This window comes from Kitasatospora sp. NPDC057692 (assembly GCF_042799475.1).
GTDB lineage: Bacteria > Actinomycetota > Actinomycetes > Streptomycetales > Streptomycetaceae > Kitasatospora.
In genome coordinates, this window is the sequence record NZ_JBHVIV010000065.1 from 1 (window position 1) to 15,311 (window position 15,311).

The 15,311-nt window shown below is 74.6% G+C and carries 13 protein-coding genes and 1 riboswitch; of the genes, 3 read left to right on the forward strand and 10 right to left on the reverse strand.

Annotation, left to right across the window (positions count from 1 at the left end):
- On the forward strand, nt 1–618 hold a 618-nt coding region (locus ACFVFS_RS29450; RefSeq protein WP_380627815.1), incomplete at its 5' end, for a hypothetical protein.
- 15 nt (nt 619–633) lie between these two features.
- Here the strand turns inward: ACFVFS_RS29450 and ACFVFS_RS29455 are convergent.
- The 5 genes from ACFVFS_RS29455 to ACFVFS_RS29475 all read right to left on the reverse strand — a co-directional run bounded on the left by ACFVFS_RS29455 (nt 634) and on the right by ACFVFS_RS29475 (nt 4,863).
- Nucleotides 634–1,377, reverse strand: a complete 744-nt coding sequence (locus tag ACFVFS_RS29455; RefSeq protein ID WP_380627817.1) for an endonuclease/exonuclease/phosphatase family protein — start codon at nt 1,375–1,377, stop codon at nt 634–636.
- A 129-nt stretch (nt 1,378–1,506) separates the two neighbouring features.
- Nucleotides 1,507–2,451, reverse strand: a complete 945-nt coding sequence (locus ACFVFS_RS29460) for an ROK family glucokinase (protein ID WP_380627819.1) — start codon at nt 2,449–2,451, stop codon at nt 1,507–1,509.
- Between the two features lie 192 nt (nt 2,452–2,643).
- Nucleotides 2,644–3,018, reverse strand: coding sequence for a DUF5304 family protein (locus ACFVFS_RS29465; RefSeq protein ID WP_380627820.1), 375 nt, complete (start codon nt 3,016–3,018; stop codon nt 2,644–2,646).
- A 179-nt stretch (nt 3,019–3,197) separates the two neighbouring features.
- Nucleotides 3,198–4,373, reverse strand: a complete 1,176-nt coding sequence (locus ACFVFS_RS29470) for an ArsA family ATPase (RefSeq protein ID WP_380627822.1) — start codon at nt 4,371–4,373, stop codon at nt 3,198–3,200.
- Between the two features lie 34 nt (nt 4,374–4,407).
- A complete protein-coding gene (locus tag ACFVFS_RS29475; protein ID WP_380627824.1) occupies nt 4,408–4,863 on the reverse strand; it encodes an SRPBCC family protein in 456 nt (151 codons plus the stop codon).
- A gap of 345 nt (nt 4,864–5,208) precedes the next feature.
- Between ACFVFS_RS29475 and ACFVFS_RS29480 the strand changes: the two genes are divergently transcribed.
- The gene (locus ACFVFS_RS29480; RefSeq protein WP_380627826.1) at nt 5,209–7,002 is read left to right on the forward strand and encodes an AMP-dependent synthetase/ligase; all 1,794 of its coding nucleotides are present in this window, start codon (nt 5,209–5,211) and stop codon (nt 7,000–7,002) included.
- 70 nt (nt 7,003–7,072) lie between these two features.
- Here ACFVFS_RS29480 and ACFVFS_RS29485 read toward each other — a convergent pair whose 3' ends face one another.
- Entirely contained in the window at nt 7,073–8,209 is a 1,137-nt protein-coding gene (locus tag ACFVFS_RS29485) for a glycosyltransferase family 4 protein (RefSeq protein ID WP_380627828.1), read from the reverse strand.
- A gap of 255 nt (nt 8,210–8,464) precedes the next feature.
- On the opposite strand from ACFVFS_RS29485, the gene ACFVFS_RS29490 reads away from it, so the two are divergent.
- A complete protein-coding gene (locus ACFVFS_RS29490) occupies nt 8,465–9,901 on the forward strand; it encodes a glycosyltransferase 87 family protein (protein WP_380627829.1) in 1,437 nt (478 codons plus the stop codon).
- A gap of 16 nt (nt 9,902–9,917) precedes the next feature.
- Here the strand turns inward: ACFVFS_RS29490 and ACFVFS_RS29495 are convergent, their stop codons facing one another.
- The 4 genes from ACFVFS_RS29495 to ACFVFS_RS29510 form a co-directional block, all read right to left on the reverse strand.
- Nucleotides 9,918–10,856: a hypothetical protein gene (locus tag ACFVFS_RS29495; protein ID WP_380627831.1), complete on the reverse strand. Its 939-nt coding sequence runs from the start codon at nt 10,854–10,856 to the stop codon at nt 9,918–9,920.
- A gap of 233 nt (nt 10,857–11,089) precedes the next feature.
- The gene (locus ACFVFS_RS29500) at nt 11,090–12,154 is read right to left on the reverse strand and encodes an NlpC/P60 family protein (protein WP_380627833.1); all 1,065 of its coding nucleotides are present in this window, start codon (nt 12,152–12,154) and stop codon (nt 11,090–11,092) included.
- Between the two features lie 252 nt (nt 12,155–12,406).
- Nucleotides 12,407–13,585, reverse strand: coding sequence for an NlpC/P60 family protein (locus ACFVFS_RS29505; RefSeq protein ID WP_380627834.1), 1,179 nt, complete (start codon nt 13,583–13,585; stop codon nt 12,407–12,409).
- A gap of 10 nt (nt 13,586–13,595) precedes the next feature.
- Nucleotides 13,596–13,748: riboswitch (cyclic di-AMP (ydaO/yuaA leader) on the reverse strand.
- Nucleotides 13,749–14,095: 347 nt separating this feature from the next.
- Nucleotides 14,096–15,139: an NlpC/P60 family protein gene (locus ACFVFS_RS29510; RefSeq protein ID WP_380627836.1), complete on the reverse strand. Its 1,044-nt coding sequence runs from the start codon at nt 15,137–15,139 to the stop codon at nt 14,096–14,098.
- Nucleotides 15,140–15,311 lie beyond the last annotated feature (172 nt).

Below are 15,311 nucleotides of genomic sequence, written 5' to 3' on the forward strand. Positions count from 1 at the left end.
GCGGCGAGCGACGCCCCGGCGGCGGGCGGGAGCACGCCGGGCGAGGGCGGCGCGGGCACGGCGGCCGGCCAGGCCCGGGCCCGGCGCACGCCCGAGCGCAGCCAGGCCGAGCAGGACGAGATCTTCGCCGCGCTGATCGCCCAGTTCGACGACCCGGTCGACCTCAACAACCCGAACTGGCCGGAGATCGAGAACCTCCGGGCGCGCGGCGAACTCAAGGGCTTCAAGGACCCCGGCGAGGGCCTCCCGGGCGAGGCCGGCGACCTCTCCGACCTGGCGCCCCAGCCCCGCCCGCGCTCCGGCCGGCCGGTGATGCCGGCCGCCGGCTCCGGCCCGCGCGACTTCGAGCTGGCCGAGGAGACCGACGAGGGCCACTTCGAGCCGCCGGAGCCGCCGCCGCTGCCGGAGGCCGACACCACCGCCAAGTTCGCCTGGCTGGCGGTGCTCGGCGGGCCCGCGCTGCTGCTCTTCGACGCGGTCGTCTGGCGCGAGGTCTCCGGCTGGCCCGCCTGGGTCGGGGTGGCCGCCTTCCTGGGCGGCTTCGCCACGCTGGTGGTCCGGATGAAGGACCACGACGAGGACGAGCCGGAGGACCCGCACGGCGGCGCGGTCGTCTGACGGCCGCCCCGCCGGCTACCCCGGGGGCAGTTGGAGGACGGCGAGCACCGGGAGGTGGTCGGTGGCGGCCCGCAGGTCTTCGTCGGTGACACCGGGCAGCCCGTGCGGGACGCCACAGGCGAGCACCTCGATGCCCGGTGTGGCGAAGACGGCGTCCAGCCGCTGGTAGGGGTTCTCCGGGACGGACGTCATCTCGCCGCCCCAGGGCGCCACCACGTGCCCGTCCTGCAGCCGTCCGGCCAGCGAGCGCCAGCCCGGCCCGTCCGGGTGCTCGTTGAAGTCCCCCGCGATCACACCGAGTTCGGCGTAGCGCAGCTGCCCGGCCAGCAGGTCGAACTGCCGTCGGCGCTCGTCCGCGTCCAGGCTCAGGTGGCAGCTGGTGACGGTGAACGGCGCCGCGCCCGGGAGGTCGACCAGCGCCGTGGCGAAGCCCCGCGCGTGCAGGCCGCGGGTCTTCGGCAGCAGCCGGTCGTGGACGGCCCGCACCCGGACGCCGGGGCGGCCGAGCAGCAGCGGCCCGGCGGCGGCCCGGCCGCCGCCGGCCAGGACCACGGTGCCGGTCCGCCGGGCCAGCCGGCGGGCCTGCCCCTCGGGGCGCCAGTAGCGCGGCGACTCCTGGACGCAGACCAGGTCGGGGGCGCAGGCCCGGATCACCCGGACCAGCGCGCGCCGGTCGTCGCGCAGCGAGCGGACGTTGTAGCCGAGCAGCCGCAGTCGGCCGGGCGCGGGCGGCGGCAGTTCGGCCGGTGCGGTGGTCATCGCGGTTCCTCCCCTGGACGTCCTCGGTGACGACCGTACGGCAGGACGGGGCCGGTGCGGGGGAACACGGCGCGGCCCGCCCCTCCGGGCGGAGGGACGGGCCGCGGTGCGCGGGTCGGGTCGGGCGGGTCAGACCGTGCGGGCCAGGTCCGCCGCACCGGCGATGCCGGCGGCCGAGCCGGTCGAGGCGAGCACCACCTCGGCGCGCGGACGGTGCACCCCGCCGGTCAGGTAGTGCTCGAACGCCTTGGCGACCGGGTCGAGCAGCAGCCGGCCGGAGTCGGAGACCCCGCCGCCGAGCACGAAGACGCCCGGGTCGAAGAGCGCCGCGAGGTCGGCCATCCCCCGGCCCAGCCAGTCGGCCAGCTCGGCGTAGCACTCCAGGGCGAGCGGGTCGCCCTCCTCGGCGGCCTGGGTGATGTGGATGCCGCGGATCGTCTCGGCGACACCGTCGTTGAGCTCCAGCATCCGCTTGCCGCGCAGCGGGTCGGCGGCGGCGCGCTCACGGCCGTAGCGGCGCAGCGCCCGGCCGGAGCCGTACTGCTCCCAGCAGCCCTTGCCGCCGCAGCCGCAGGGCAGGCCGTCCGGGACCATGTTGAGGTGGCCGATCTCGCCGGCCACGCCGAACCGGCCGCGGTGCAGCCGGCCGTCGAGGACGAGGCCGCCGCCGATGCCGGTGCCGACGGTGATCAGCACCATGTCGGTGTGCCCGGCGCCGGCGCCGAACCGGTACTCGGCCCAGGCGGCGCAGTTGGCGTCGTTCTCGATGACCGCGGGCAGGCCGGTGAGTTCCTCGATCCGGCCGCGCAGTGGCTCGTCCTCCCAGTCGATGTTGGGGGCGAAGATCACCGTCGAGCGGTCGCGGTCGACGAAGCCGGGGGCGCCGACGCCGGCCGCGGTCACCTCGGGGTACTGCTCCTTGAGCTCGCGCACGGCCTGCGCGATCGCGTCGACCGCCCACTGCGGGTCGGCCGGGGTGGGCACCCTGGTCCGGGCCAGGATCTCGCCGGCCTCGTCGACCACACCGGCCGCGATCTTGGTCCCGCCGACGTCGACGCCGATGGTCAGAGCCATGTGTCCCTCAGCTATTCACTCGTTCCCGCTGGACGGAACGCTACCGCCCAACCATGCCCCCGTACACACCGCCGCCTACATTAACCGAAGACAATCTGTCGCCAACCCGGCCGACTCCATTCAAAAGTCGTACATTTTCCCCGGTCGCATCACAGGGTGAAGCCGGAAAGTGACCCGGAGGGCATCAGGGGTTCACTGTTTGTCGGACGGGCCTTCAGGCGTGTCGTCCAGGTCCACCCGCTCGGTGCGGGCCGGAGTGCCGGCGGTCCAGCGGTGCTCGTGGCCGGCCACCGCGGCCCGGTAGGCGGCCAGCAGTTCGGAACCCGCGGCGGCCAGGCCGGTGCCGGCGGCGGCGAGGTGGCCGTACACCTCGGGCTGCTTGTCGCGCAGGCGGTCGGCCAGCCCGGCCAGCGAGAGCAGGGTCTCGGCGCTCGCCTCCTGGGCCTTCTCCCCGACGGCGGCGGCGAACCTGCGCACCTCGTCCACCAGCGGGCCCAGCTCCGGGCCGAACGGGTGCGCGCTCCCGTCCTGCTCGGCGGTGGGCTCGGTCCGGTCGGTGGTGGTCATCGCGCAGGCCTCCTCAGCAGCGGCGACCGCGCCCGCGGTCACCCGCCCCGACGCTACCGGACCGCACACCACCGCCCGGACGGCGAACGGGCGCCCCCGCCCCGGCGGCCCCGGAGGCGAGCGGACGACAACACAACCCGCCCCGGCGGCCCCAGGAGCGGCGAGCGGGCGAAGCGCCCTCAGCCCCGCGGCCAGAGGCCCGGATCGGGGGCGAAGCGGACGGCGAGGACGCCGTCGTTCAGGCCCGCGCCGGCGACCGTGCAGCGGCGCAGCGCCGAGGGCAGGGCGAGCACCCGCCGGTGGGCGCCGAGGCCGACCACCAGTTCGTCGCCGCGCCGCACGAGGTCGAGGTCGGCGCGGTCGGCACCGGGCAGGGCGAGGTGCCAGACCAGCAGACCGTCCGCCGCCAGCCGGTCCTCGACCGCCCACGGCCCGGCCGGGCGCGGCTCCGGGCCGGGGCCCGCGCCGTAGAGGCGGTCGGCGACGGCCTCCAGGGTGGCCTCGGCGGGCCCGGCGGTGAGCACCGGGACGTCCTCGCAGCCGGCGGCCAGCTCGGCCAGCTCGTCCCGGCGGCGGCGGGCCAGGGCGGCCAGCCACGGGTCGGACGAGTCGGCCGCGGCGTCCGGCAGCACGCCGTGCACCACCACGGCGTCCGGGCGGTGGCCGTGCAGGGCCAGTCCGGTGCGGATCCGGCGCAGTTCGTCGAAGGGGTGGGCGTCGGCCGCGGCGACCAGCCTGACGCTGGTGCCGGGCGCGGTGATCGCGGCGCGGGCGGCGGCGAGCGCGCCGGCGGCCCTGGCGCGCGTCTCGTACAGCCAGTCGGCGGGCATCGGCACCCCGGCGAGGCCGGCCAGCAGCGGGCGCAGCGCCCGGGCGGCCTGGCGCTGCTCGGGGACGAGCCGGGCCAGGTAGCGCTCCAGCTGTTCGGGCAGCGCGAGGGTGGCGATGAGCTCGGCGGGCGGCGGGGCGAGCACCACCAGGACGTCGGCGTCGGCCGCGGGCAGCGCGCGCAGCAGGGCGAGCCGGGCGGTGCCGGGGAGGGCGGTGAGCTCCTCGGGGTCGAGCGGGTCGGCGCCGAGCAGGTCGAGGGCGGGCTTGAGCCGGCCGCCGATCTCGTCGAGGGCGTGCCGGAAGGCGGCCTGCTCGTCGGTCCGGGCCACGGCCAGGCCGGGCGCGTACGCGGTCGGCGCGGCCTCCAGCCGGACGCCGAGGGCGGCGTCCAGGGTGCGGTGCGGGTCGTCGGCGGCCAGCAGCAGGGTGCGCCGGCCCCGTCCGGCGGCGTGCAGGGCGGTGGCGGCGGCCACCGCGGGCGCCGCGTGGTCGCCGCTGACCAGGATGGTGCGTGTCGCCGTCATGCCGTGCCGCCCCCGTTCGTCCGTGCCGCCGTGCTCAGAGCGCCTTGTCGGCGGCGGTGTCCTCGACGCGCTTCTTCAGGCCGGCCAGGGCCCGGTCGATGATGACCTTCTCGGCCTTGCGCTTGATCATGCCGAGCATCGGGATCTTGACGTCGACGGCGAGCTGGTAGGTGACCTCGGTGCGGTCGGCGCCGAGCGGGGCCAGGGTGTAGGAGCCGTCGAGCGAGCGGAGCATCTGGCTGCGCACCAGGGTCCAGGCGCACTCGCGGTCGCCGTCCCAGGTGTAGGCGAGCACGTGCTCGTCGCGGATCGCGCCGGCGTCCAGCACCAGCCGGACCTCGGCGGCGCGGCCGTTCTGCGCGGTCTCCAGGACCTCGATCTCCTTGACCTCACCGGTCCAGGCCGGGTAGGCGGCGAAGTCGGCGATCACGGCCATGACCGTCGCCGGGGTCGCGTCGATGGTGATGCTCGACCTGGTGTGCTCCGCCATGGAATGGCCCTCCGCGTCGTCCCGTGCTGCTGTTCCCCGCCGAGCCTGCTCGGCCGGGTGCGCCCGGAGCAGGCTATCGCGCCCCGGGATCCGCCCCGTCCTTCGGTGCACCCCCCGGAGCGGGCCCGGTACACCGCCGCGACGGGCCCGCGGGGGAAGGGCCCGTCGGCTACCGGCCGGTCACAAGCGGGCTGCCGTAGGGTGCCAATCGAACGACCCGGTCCCGACCTGGTCGGACGGGCCAAGGTGTGACACTTCGAACACCGGAGCCGACCCCCCTGGTCGAAGCTGCCTACCGGGCAGTAACGTCCTGCCGTCCCGCAGCGTCGCGAACGAGGAGCAGTCTTGCTCGACTTCAGCCTTCCGGCCCTCTACCAGGTACCGAGCGGCGGTAACCTCTCCGACCTCGTGGTCCAGAACGCCGAGCGGCACCCCGACGTCGCGGTGCTCAGCCGCAAGGTGGACGGCCGGTGGCAGGAGTTGACCGCCGCCCAGTTCCTGGTGGAGGTGCACGCCGCCGCGAAGGGGCTGATCGCCGCGGGGGTCGGGCCGGGCGACCGGGTGGGCATCATGTCCCGCACCCGGTACGAGTGGACGCTGCTGGACTTCGCGATCTGGACGGCCGGCGCGATCACCGTGCCGGTCTACGAGACCTCCTCCGCCGAGCAGGTCGAGTGGATCCTCGGCGACTCCGGGGCGGTCGCCGTGTTCACCGAGACCGCGACGCACAGCGCGGTGGTCGCCGAGGTCCGGGGCCGCCTGCCGGAGCTGGAGCACGCCTGGCAGATCGAGGGCGGCGCACTCGCCGCGCTGACCGAGTCGGGCCGCGAGGTCGCCGACGCCACCGTCGCCGAGCGCCGCTCGACGGCCGGCCCGGACTCGATCGCCACCATCGTCTACACCTCGGGCACCACCGGCCGCCCGAAGGGCTGTCAGCTGACCCACGGCAACTTCCTGGCCGAGTGCGGCAACGTGGTGGAGCGCCTGGCCCCGCTGTTCCGCACCGGCGAGAGCTCCGTCCTGCTCTTCCTGCCGCTGGCCCACGTGCTCGCCCGGATCGCCGAGATCGCCCCGGCGATGGCCCCGATCAAGCTCGGCCACGTCTCCGACATCCGGGACGTCACCGCCGAGCTGGCCGCGTTCAGGCCGACCCTGATCCTGGGCGTGCCCCGGGTGTTCGAGAAGGTCTACAACACGGCGCGGGCCAAGGCGCAGGCCGACGGCAAGGGCAAGATCTTCGACAAGGCCGCCGACACCGCGATCGCCTACAGCCGGGCGCTGGACGCGGGCGGCGCCGGACTGCTGCTCAAGCTCAAGCACGCCGTCTTCGACAAGCTGGTCTACAGCAAGCTGCGGGCCGCGCTCGGCGGCCGGGCCACCCACGCGATCTCCGGCGGCGCCCCGCTCGGCGAGCGGCTCGGCCACTTCTACCGGGGCATCGGCTTCACCGTGCTGGAGGGCTACGGCCTGACCGAGACCTGCGCGGCCACCGCCTTCAACCCGTGGGACAAGCCGAAGATCGGCACGGTCGGCCAGCCGGTGCCCGGCGCCTCCGTGCGGATCGCCGAGGACGGCGAGGTCTTCTTCAAGGGCCCGCACGTCTTCACCGGCTACTGGAACAACCCGCAGGCCACCGCCGACACGCTCAAGGACGGCTGGATCGCCACCGGCGACCTCGGCTCGCTGGACGACGACGGCTACCTCACCATCACCGGCCGCAAGAAGGAGATCATCGTCACGGCGGGCGGCAAGAACGTCGCCCCGGCGGTGATCGAGGACCGGATCCGGGCGCACGCCCTGGTCGGCGAGGTCATGGTGGTCGGCGACCGCAAGCCCTTCGTCGCCTGCCTGCTCACGGTCGACGAGGACTTCTTCCCCAAGTGGAAGGAGCTGAACGGCAAGCCGGCCGGCGCCACGGTGGCCGACCTGCGCGAGGACCCCGACCTGCTGGCCGCCCTGCAGACGGCGGTGGACGACGGCAACGCGGCGGTCTCGCACGCCGAGGCGGTGAAGAAGTTCCGCCTGCTCGACACCGTCTTCTCCGAGGAGAGCGGCCACCTGACGCCCTCGCTCAAGCTCAAGCGCAACGTCGTGCTGAAGGACTTCGCGGCCGACGTCGAGGCGATCTACCGGAGGTAGCCCTCCCCCGAGCCGCCGGTGCGGCCCGCTCCCTGAACGGTGGGGCGGGCCGTACCGGCACACACCCCGCTCAGCCCGCCAGCAGCGAGGTCAGCCGCCCGGCCAGCAGGTCCCAGCGCCAGGAGCGGTCCACCCAGCGCCGCCCGGCCTCGCCCATCCGCCGGCGCAGCTCCTCGTCCTTCAGCAGCCGCACGATCCGCTCGGCCGCCGCCGCAGGCGTGCCGCCCGGCACCACGTAGCCGGTCTCCCCCTCCAGCACCGCGTCCGGCGCACCGCCGGAGTCCCCGGCCACCACCGGCAGGCCGGTCGCCGAGGCCTCCAGGTAGACGATGCCGAGCCCCTCGACGTCCAGCCCGCCGCGCCGGGTGCGGCAGGGCATGGCGAAGACGTCCCCGGCGCCGTAGTGCGCGGGCAGTTCCTCCCACGGCACCGAGCCGGTGAACCGGACGGCGGAGCGCACGCCCCGGGCGTCCACCAGCTTCTCCAGCTCCGCCCGGTGGGGGCCGCCGCCGACGATCAGCAGCACGGCGTCCGGGACGTCGGTGAGGATCTGCGGCATCGCCTCGATGAGGGTGTCCTGGCCCTTGCGCGGCACCAGCCGGGAGACGCAGACCACCACCGGCCGGTCGGCCAGCCCGAGCCGCTCGCGGACAGCGGCGCCGCCGGAGTCCGGGTGGAAGCTCCGCTCGTCCACGCCGGGCGGCAGCTGCACCATCCGGGCGGCCGCCTCCGGGCCGACGGCGGCGGCGATCCGGGAGCGGGTGTACTCGCCGAGGTAGGTGAGCACGTCGGTGCCGGTGCCGATCCGGCGCAGCAGCTGCCGGGCCGCCGGGAGCTGGGCCCAGGCGGCCTCGTGGCCGTGGGTCATGCCCAGCAGCCGCCCGGCGCCGGCCCGGCGCAGCGCGGGGGCCATCAGCCCGAGCGGTGCGGCGGCGCCGAACCAGACCGAGTCGCAGCCCTCGGCCCGCAGGATCTCGGCGGCCCGCCGGGTGACCCGCGGTGTGGGAACCATCACCTTCGTCCGGTCGCGGATCACCGGGAACGGCTGCTCGGCGTCGAAGCGCGCCACCTCGGTGCCGTCGCGCCAGGTGGAGGCGTACACCACGACGCTTCCTGCGGGCTGACGGACGGCCATGTTGTGCACGAAGGCCTGGATGCCGCCGGGCCTCGGCGGGAAGTCGTTGGTCACGATCAAGGTCTTGTGCATCAGGCCACGGCTCGCTCGGTCGGGGGGTGCTCGGTGTACCGCTGGGTGATCCGTACGATAGGTCAACACCACGACCCGCCGGGAACGGATCCACGGACGGCAACCGTTCCACCCCCGGGTCTGTCCTAGTACCCGGGTGGTCGGTGAGGCCGGTCCGGCCCCGTGGCGGCGGCCCGGCGCCGACCCGCCCGGACCGCCCGGGCGCCCGTCGCACGGCGCCGCCGGCGGGACGTCCGAGACGAACGAGGGAGCGCAGTGGAGTTGGCCCCGGCCACCGAGTCCGGTACATCCAGCGGCGCCGAGGGCTCCGGCACGGCGCTCGCCGTCCGCCGCGAGCCGGCGCAGAGCACCGCGCGCCCCTCGGGCCGCTCGGGTGCGCTCCTGGCGCTCGGCGCGAGCTGGGTGGCCACCCGGACGCTCCTGGTGCTGCTGGTCACCGGCGTGCTGCGGATGCCCGGCGGGGACATCACCGCCGACGTCTGGCTGATCTACCACGGCTGGTACGGCGTACTGCAGACCGGCACCTTCCCGCTGGACGACGTCACCTGGCAGTACCCGCCCGGCGCCGCCCTGGTGATCCTGCTGCCGGGCCTGCTGCCCTGGTCGTACCTGGTGTCGTTCTGGGTGATCTGCGGGATCGCCGACGCGGCCGCGATGGCCCTGCTGGTGCGCACCGGGCTGCGCAAGGGCCGGGCGCTGACCGGCGCCTGGGTCTGGGTGGCGGGCGTCCCGCTGCTCGGCCCGATGATCTACAACCGCTACGACGTGATCGTCACCGCGATCGCGGTGGCCGGCCTGCTCGCGCTGATCCGCCGCCCGGCGATCGGCGGCGTGCTGCTGGGCCTCGGCGGCATCGTCAAGATCTGGCCGCTGCTCGGCCTCATCGGCACCCCCTCCGGCCGGCGCACCCGCCGCTCCTGGACCGCCGCGGCCGCCTCGACCGCCGCGATCGGCTTCCTGCTGGCCGCCGGCATGAACGGCGCGTTCGAGTTCCTGACGTTCCAGAAGGACCGCGGCATCGAGGTGGAGTCGGTCGGCGCGCTGCCGATCCACTTCGCCCGGATCGCCGGGACCTGGGACGGCAAGGTGATGATGAACTACGGCTCGGTCGAGATGCTCGGGCCGTGGGTGGACGTGGTCAGCAAGGTGATGCTGGCCGGCACCGTGCTCGGCTTCGGCTGGCTGCTGCTGTGGCGCTTCACCGCCCGGCGGCGCAACGCGGCCACCATGTACGACGCGGCGCTGGCCGCGCTGCTGATCTTCACCGTGACCAGCCGGGTGATCAGCCCGCAGTACCTGGTCTGGCTGGTCGGCGCGGCGGCGGTCTGCCTGACCGTGCGCGGCACCAGCCAGCGGCCGGTGGCGCTGCTGATCCTGGCCGCGACCCCGCTGACCCTGGTGGAGTTCCCGCTGGTCTTCGGCGACGTGGTCGCCAGCAAGCCGGCCGCGATCGCCGTGCTGACCCTGCGCAACCTGCTGCTGCTGGCCGCCACCGGGATGTCCTGCGTCCGGCTCTGGCGCTCCACCCGGCGCGCCGAACGGCTGCCGGAGACCGTGGTGCTGACCCGCCCCGAGCCGGTGCCTGCGGCGGCCTTCTCGGTGCGGCCGGGCATCGCCTACGAGCAGGACCTGCTGGACGGCATCGAGCGGCCGCGGACCTCGCCCGAGCAGCGCCAGCGCGCCCGGCCCTAGAAGGCCGGACGGGCCGCTACGGCGCCAGCGTCCGGAGCCCGGCCAGCCAGAGGCCGGTGAACTCGGTCAGGCCGAGGCCCAGCCGGTCCCGCAGCAGCCCGTCCAGCCAGGCCTGCCGGTCCGCGCCCGGGGCCGCCGCGCCGACCGCCCGGTAGAGGGCCACCAGCCGCTCCGGCCCGTACCGGCGGGCGATCAGGTCACAGGCCAGCCAGGCCTGCTCGTAGACCTGGGCCAGGCCCTCCCCGCCGGCCGTGAAGGCGGCGTCCTCGGGCAGGGCGGCGGGCAGCCGCCCTGCGGCGACGTCCCGGGCCAGCTCCGGGGCGATCTGCCGGGCCGTCCGGCCGGTGTCGCGGTAGCCGGTCCAGTCGGCGACGCCCTCGGAGAGCCAGAGCGGCGTCCAGGCGCGGGTGTCGGCCCGGGTCGCCACGTGCACCGCCTCGTGGGTGACCACCACCTGCCGGCCGAAGTCGCTCAGGCCCGCGTAGGTCTCCGGATTGACCAGGATCCGGTCGGCCGGGGCGTTCAGCGGTGCGCCGGGCGCGGCCACCGTGACGGCCGCCATGCCGGACCAGCCGGGCCGCTCCTCCGCCAGCAGCCGGGAGAACCACTCCCCCGTGGCGGGCAGTTCGAACAGCAGCCGGCCGGCCCAGGCGCTGCCCCAGAGGGCCTCGACGGCGGCCACCGCCCGATCGCCGACGGCCGCGAGCCCGGCGGGCGCGGGGGTGTCCGCGGCGTCCACCGCGAGCACCAGGCAGCGCGCGCCGGCCTCGGCCCGGACGGCGCCGAGGTCCCACAGCGGCGGCAGCCCGCCCGCGGCCTCCTCGCGCTCGACCCGCCAGCCGGCGGCGGAGCGGGCCAGCGCCAGCCGGCGCGGGTGGACCACCGGCTGCCGGTCGTACCCGGTCACCGCGACGGTCAGCTCGGCGGTGGCGGTGCACCGACCGGCCCCGTCCACCGGGCCGAGCAGCAGGTTCCGGTACCCGGCCCGCAGCGGCAGCGCGGGCGGCCCGGCGGTCAGCGCCGCGGCCCGCCCGTCCAGCAGGGCCAGGACGGCGGCGTGCTCGTCCGAGGCCGCGGCGGCGGGACGCGCCGGGGCGGCCCCGGGCAGCGACAGCTGGGCCAGCCCGCCGGCCGCGAGCAGCAGGGCGGTGCGCCGGGACGGACGCCGCCCGGCGTGCTCCGGGCGGCTCAGAGCCGGATCACCCCCGAGACGGGCATCGTGGTGACGCTCTCGTAGCGGACCTTGGCGCCCGGGTAGGGGGCGTGCACGATCACCCCGCCGCCGGCGTACATCCCGACGTGGTGCATGTCCCGGTAGAAGATCACCAGGTCTCCCGGCCGCGCTTCGGAGAGGCTGACCCGCTGCCCGGCGTACGCCTGGGCCTGCGAGGTGCGCGGCAGGGTCACTCCGGCCTGCCGCCAGCTCCAGTACATCAGACCGGAGCAGTCGAACGCCCTGGGCCCGGTCGACCCGTACACGTAGGGCGAGCCGATCATCCGCACCGCGGCGGCCAGCGCGGCGGCGCCGCGCTCGGAGGCGGGCGGGGTGCTGCCGAAGTCCAGCCGGTCGGTGCCGCGGGTGGCGCGCTGCTCCGCGTCACGGGCGTCCTGGGCGGCGAGCCGGGCGCGCTCGGCGGTGCCGAGGCTGTTCAGCAGCCGCTGCGCCTTGGCGAGCCGCTGCTGGATCTGCTGCTTGCTCTCGGCCAGCGCCTTGCGGATCTGCTCCAGCTCGGCGAGCTTGGCGGTGGCCTCGGCCCGGCGCTGGTCGAGCACCCGCTGACGGCCCAGCAGTTCGTGCAGGGTCTCGTTCTGCCGCTCGGCGGCCTGGTCGAGGGTGCGGGCCCGGGAGAGGTAGCCCTCCGGGTCCGTGGAGAGCATCAGCTGGACGGTCCGGGTCATCCCGCCGCCGCGGTACTCGGCGCCGGCCACGGTGGCGAGGTCGCCGCGCAGCCGGTTGAGCTCCTCCTGGGCGAGGGCGATCTGCTGCTGGAGCGTGCCGGTCTCGTACTGGAGCCGCTGCTGGGCCTCCTGGGCGGCGTTGAACCGCTCGGAGGCCTGCTCGGCCTCGTCGTAGAGCTGCTCCACCTGTGCCTTGACGTCCTTGCGGTCGACCGGGGCGTCCGGCGCGCCGGGAACGGCTCGGGCGCTGCCGCAGGTCGCCACGCCCAGCGCGGCGGTGGCCGCCGCGGTGAGCACCAGCGCCCGGGCGAGCGTGTGCGCACCTGACAGCGGGGAACGGCGGTGCACGGCCATGCGACCTCGGCTCCGATCCTGGGCCGGCCCGCCACCGCACCGGGGCGGGCGGCTGTCGAAAGCGGGCTTCCGCTGGCAGACGTTAGCGAGTCAGGGCAACCGATTCCAAACCCCTCCGAACCCGAATATTCGGACACCGATCGGACGTCAGATCGGTTCGCGGACCGAGCGTCCCGGCGGCCCCGGGAAAAGCCGCGGGCCCGGTCCCCCCGCGCGGGGGGACCGGGCCCGGCAGAGCCTGCCGACCGTCGGTCAGAGGCGCACGATGGTGTTGACCGGCATGTTGGAGGCCGCCTCGTAGCGGACCGACGCGCCCGGCTTCGGGGCGTGGATGACCTGGCCGCCGCCGACGTAGATGCCCACGTGGTGGCGGTCGCCGTAGAAGATCACCAGGTCGCCGGGCTGGGCCTTGGAGATGTCCGAGCCGATCTGGGTGCCGGCGTTGGCCTGCGCCTGCGAGGTGCGCGGCAGCGACACACCCGCCTGGGCGTACGCCCAGCCGGTGAGGCCCGAGCAGTCGAAGGAGTTCGGGCCGGTGGCGCCGTAGACGTACGGCGAGCCGAGCTTGCTCTCGGCGGCGGCGATCGCCGCGGCGGCGCGCGAGCCGTTGGCGGCGGGCGCGGCCGGCTTGGCGGCCTCGGCGGTCGGCTTGGCGGCCTCGGCGGCCGGGGCCGAGGAGGCCGAGGACGGTGCGCTCAGGTTGCTGCGGTTGGTGTCGCGGGAGGCCCGCTCGGCCTCGGCCTTGGCCTTGGCGGCCTCGGCCTTGGCGGCGTCCGCCTTCGCCTTGGCCTCGGCGGCGGCCTTCTCCTCGGCCGCGCGGAGGGCCTGGCGCTCCTGCTCGGTGAGCGTGTTGAGGAGGTCCTGGGCCTTCTGCAGCTTGCCCTGGACGTCCTCCTTGGACGTCTTCAGCTGCTGGGTGGTGGCCTCCAGCTCGGCGAGCTTGGCCTGGGTCTCGGTGCGGTCCTGGTCCAGCCTGCGCTGCTGCTCCTGGAGCTCCTTCAGCGCGCCGGACTGGGTGGAGCCGGCCTGGTTCAGGGCGTCGGCCTGGTTGAGGAAGTTGTCCGGGCTGGCGGAGAGCATCAGCTGGACGGTCTGCGATATGCCGCCCGTGCGGTACTGCTCGCCGGCGATCTCGGCGAGGCCGCCCTGGGCCTCCGTCACCGTGGCCTGCTGGCGGGCCACCTTGTCCTGCAGCTCGGCGACCTGCTTCTGCAGCTCCTGCTGCTTGGCCTGGGCGCCGTTGTACTTCTCGGTGGCGACCTCGGCCTGCAGGTTGAGCTGGTCGACCTGCTCCTTGACCTGGTCCTTGGTCGGCGCCGGGTCGGCGTGGGCGCCGGACTGCGCGGACAGGGCAACGGCAGCGGCGGCGACACCGGTCAGGATCGAGACACGGGCGCGGCCGGCGGGCTTGGGACGACGATGGGACGCCACGAAGGCGGACTCCTTCTTCCTCATCCGCCTACCGGGTGAGCTGACGGGTTCGGGCGGAAGCGTGCCCTACGACGCCTCACCCGCCGCTCTCGCGGCCGGCCTGGCGCCGATTCACCCCGGAGGAACGTGGTTCCCCGGCTCCGCTCCACAGCGGACCCCCGACTGCTGGGTCCTCACTCGGACGGGCCACTCGTGGCCCCGCCCCGCTGCTTCGCGAACTCGGCGGCGAACCCCGCCGCCACCCAGGCTGGGTGATCGACTGTGCGTGGTTCGAGGCACGACCCTAGTAACAGATCCGTGATCCGTTCAAATCCTTGTCAGAAAAAAGTCGGAAGAATACCCAAGTTCTTTTGTGAATATGACCGAGCGTGATCAAATCCCCACGTCGGGCTGATCATTCTCCGTCAGGTGGTCGAACCCCTGCCGGAAACGCCCTGCGCCACCCCCGTCCGGGAGTGGCGCTGATCACAGGGGCCTCGACGGCCCCCTCGGGCGTGTCGTGCCGGTCCGTCAGACCCGGCGGATCGTGTTGATCTTCATGGCGTCGGCCTTCATCACCTTCACCACGTCACCGGTGCGCGGCGCGTGCACCACCATGCCGTTGCCGATGTACATGCCGACGTGGCTGCGGTCGTCGCGGTAGATGATCAGGTCGCCCGGCTGGGCCTCGGCCAGCGAGGGCACCCGGGTGCCGTAGTTGCCCTGCGCCTGCGAGGTGCGCGGCAGCGAGACGCCGGCCTTCCCGTAGGCCCAGACCATCAGGCCGGAGCAGTCGAAGGTGTTCGGGCCGGTGTCGCCCCAGCCGTAGGGCGAGCCCTGCTTGCTCATCGCGAGGGAGACCGCCGCACCGGCCTTGCCGCTCGCCTGCGGCAGGCTGCCCAGGTCGGTGCGCTCGCTGCCGCGCGAGGCGCGGTCGGCCTGCTGCTGAGCCGCCTTCAGGGCGGCCCGGTCGGCTGCGCTGAGCGAGTTCAGCAGCTCCTGGGCCTCCCGGAGCTTCTTGTTGACCTCGGCCTTGGTCTGGTTGAGGTCCTTGGTGGTGCTGTCCAGCGAGGCCAGCACGGCGGCCGCCTCGACCTTCTGCTGGTCGAGCCGGCGCTGCTGGTCCTGGAGGCCCTTGAGCGCCTCGGCCTGGCTGGAGCTGGCCTGCTGCACGCTGGAGGCCTTGTCCAGGTAGCCGGACGGGTCGGAGGTGAGCATCAGCTGGACGGACGGGTCGATGCCGCCGGTGCGGTACTGCTCGCCCGCCACCTCGGCCAGGCCGGCCTGAAGCTGGGTCATCTGCTCCTGGCCGCGGGCGACCTGGTCCTGGAGCTGGTCCGCCTGCTTGCGCAGCTGGTCGGCACGCTCCTTGGCGCCGTTGTACTTCTCGGTGGCCTGCTCGGCCTCTTCCTGCAGCTGGTCGATCTGCGCCTTGACGTCATCCTTCTTGGGCGACGGGCTGGGCGCGGCGTGTGCGGCGACCTGGGCGGAGAGAGCGACCGCGGTCGCAGCGGCAGCGGTGAGCACGGAGACCCGCGCGCGGCTCGGCTGCTTGGGACGGCGGTGGGAGGCCAAGGGACCGGCTCCTTCTTCCAATGGCCTCACCCGAACGGGTGAGAATCCGGAAAATAGGTTTGACGCCAGACCCTAGTGAAGATCCACGTTTCGCGCCACTCCCCCGATCGCGTGAACCCCGACCGCCCATCTGACTTCACAAAACTCGCACAACACCGCAATCCAGGCGCTG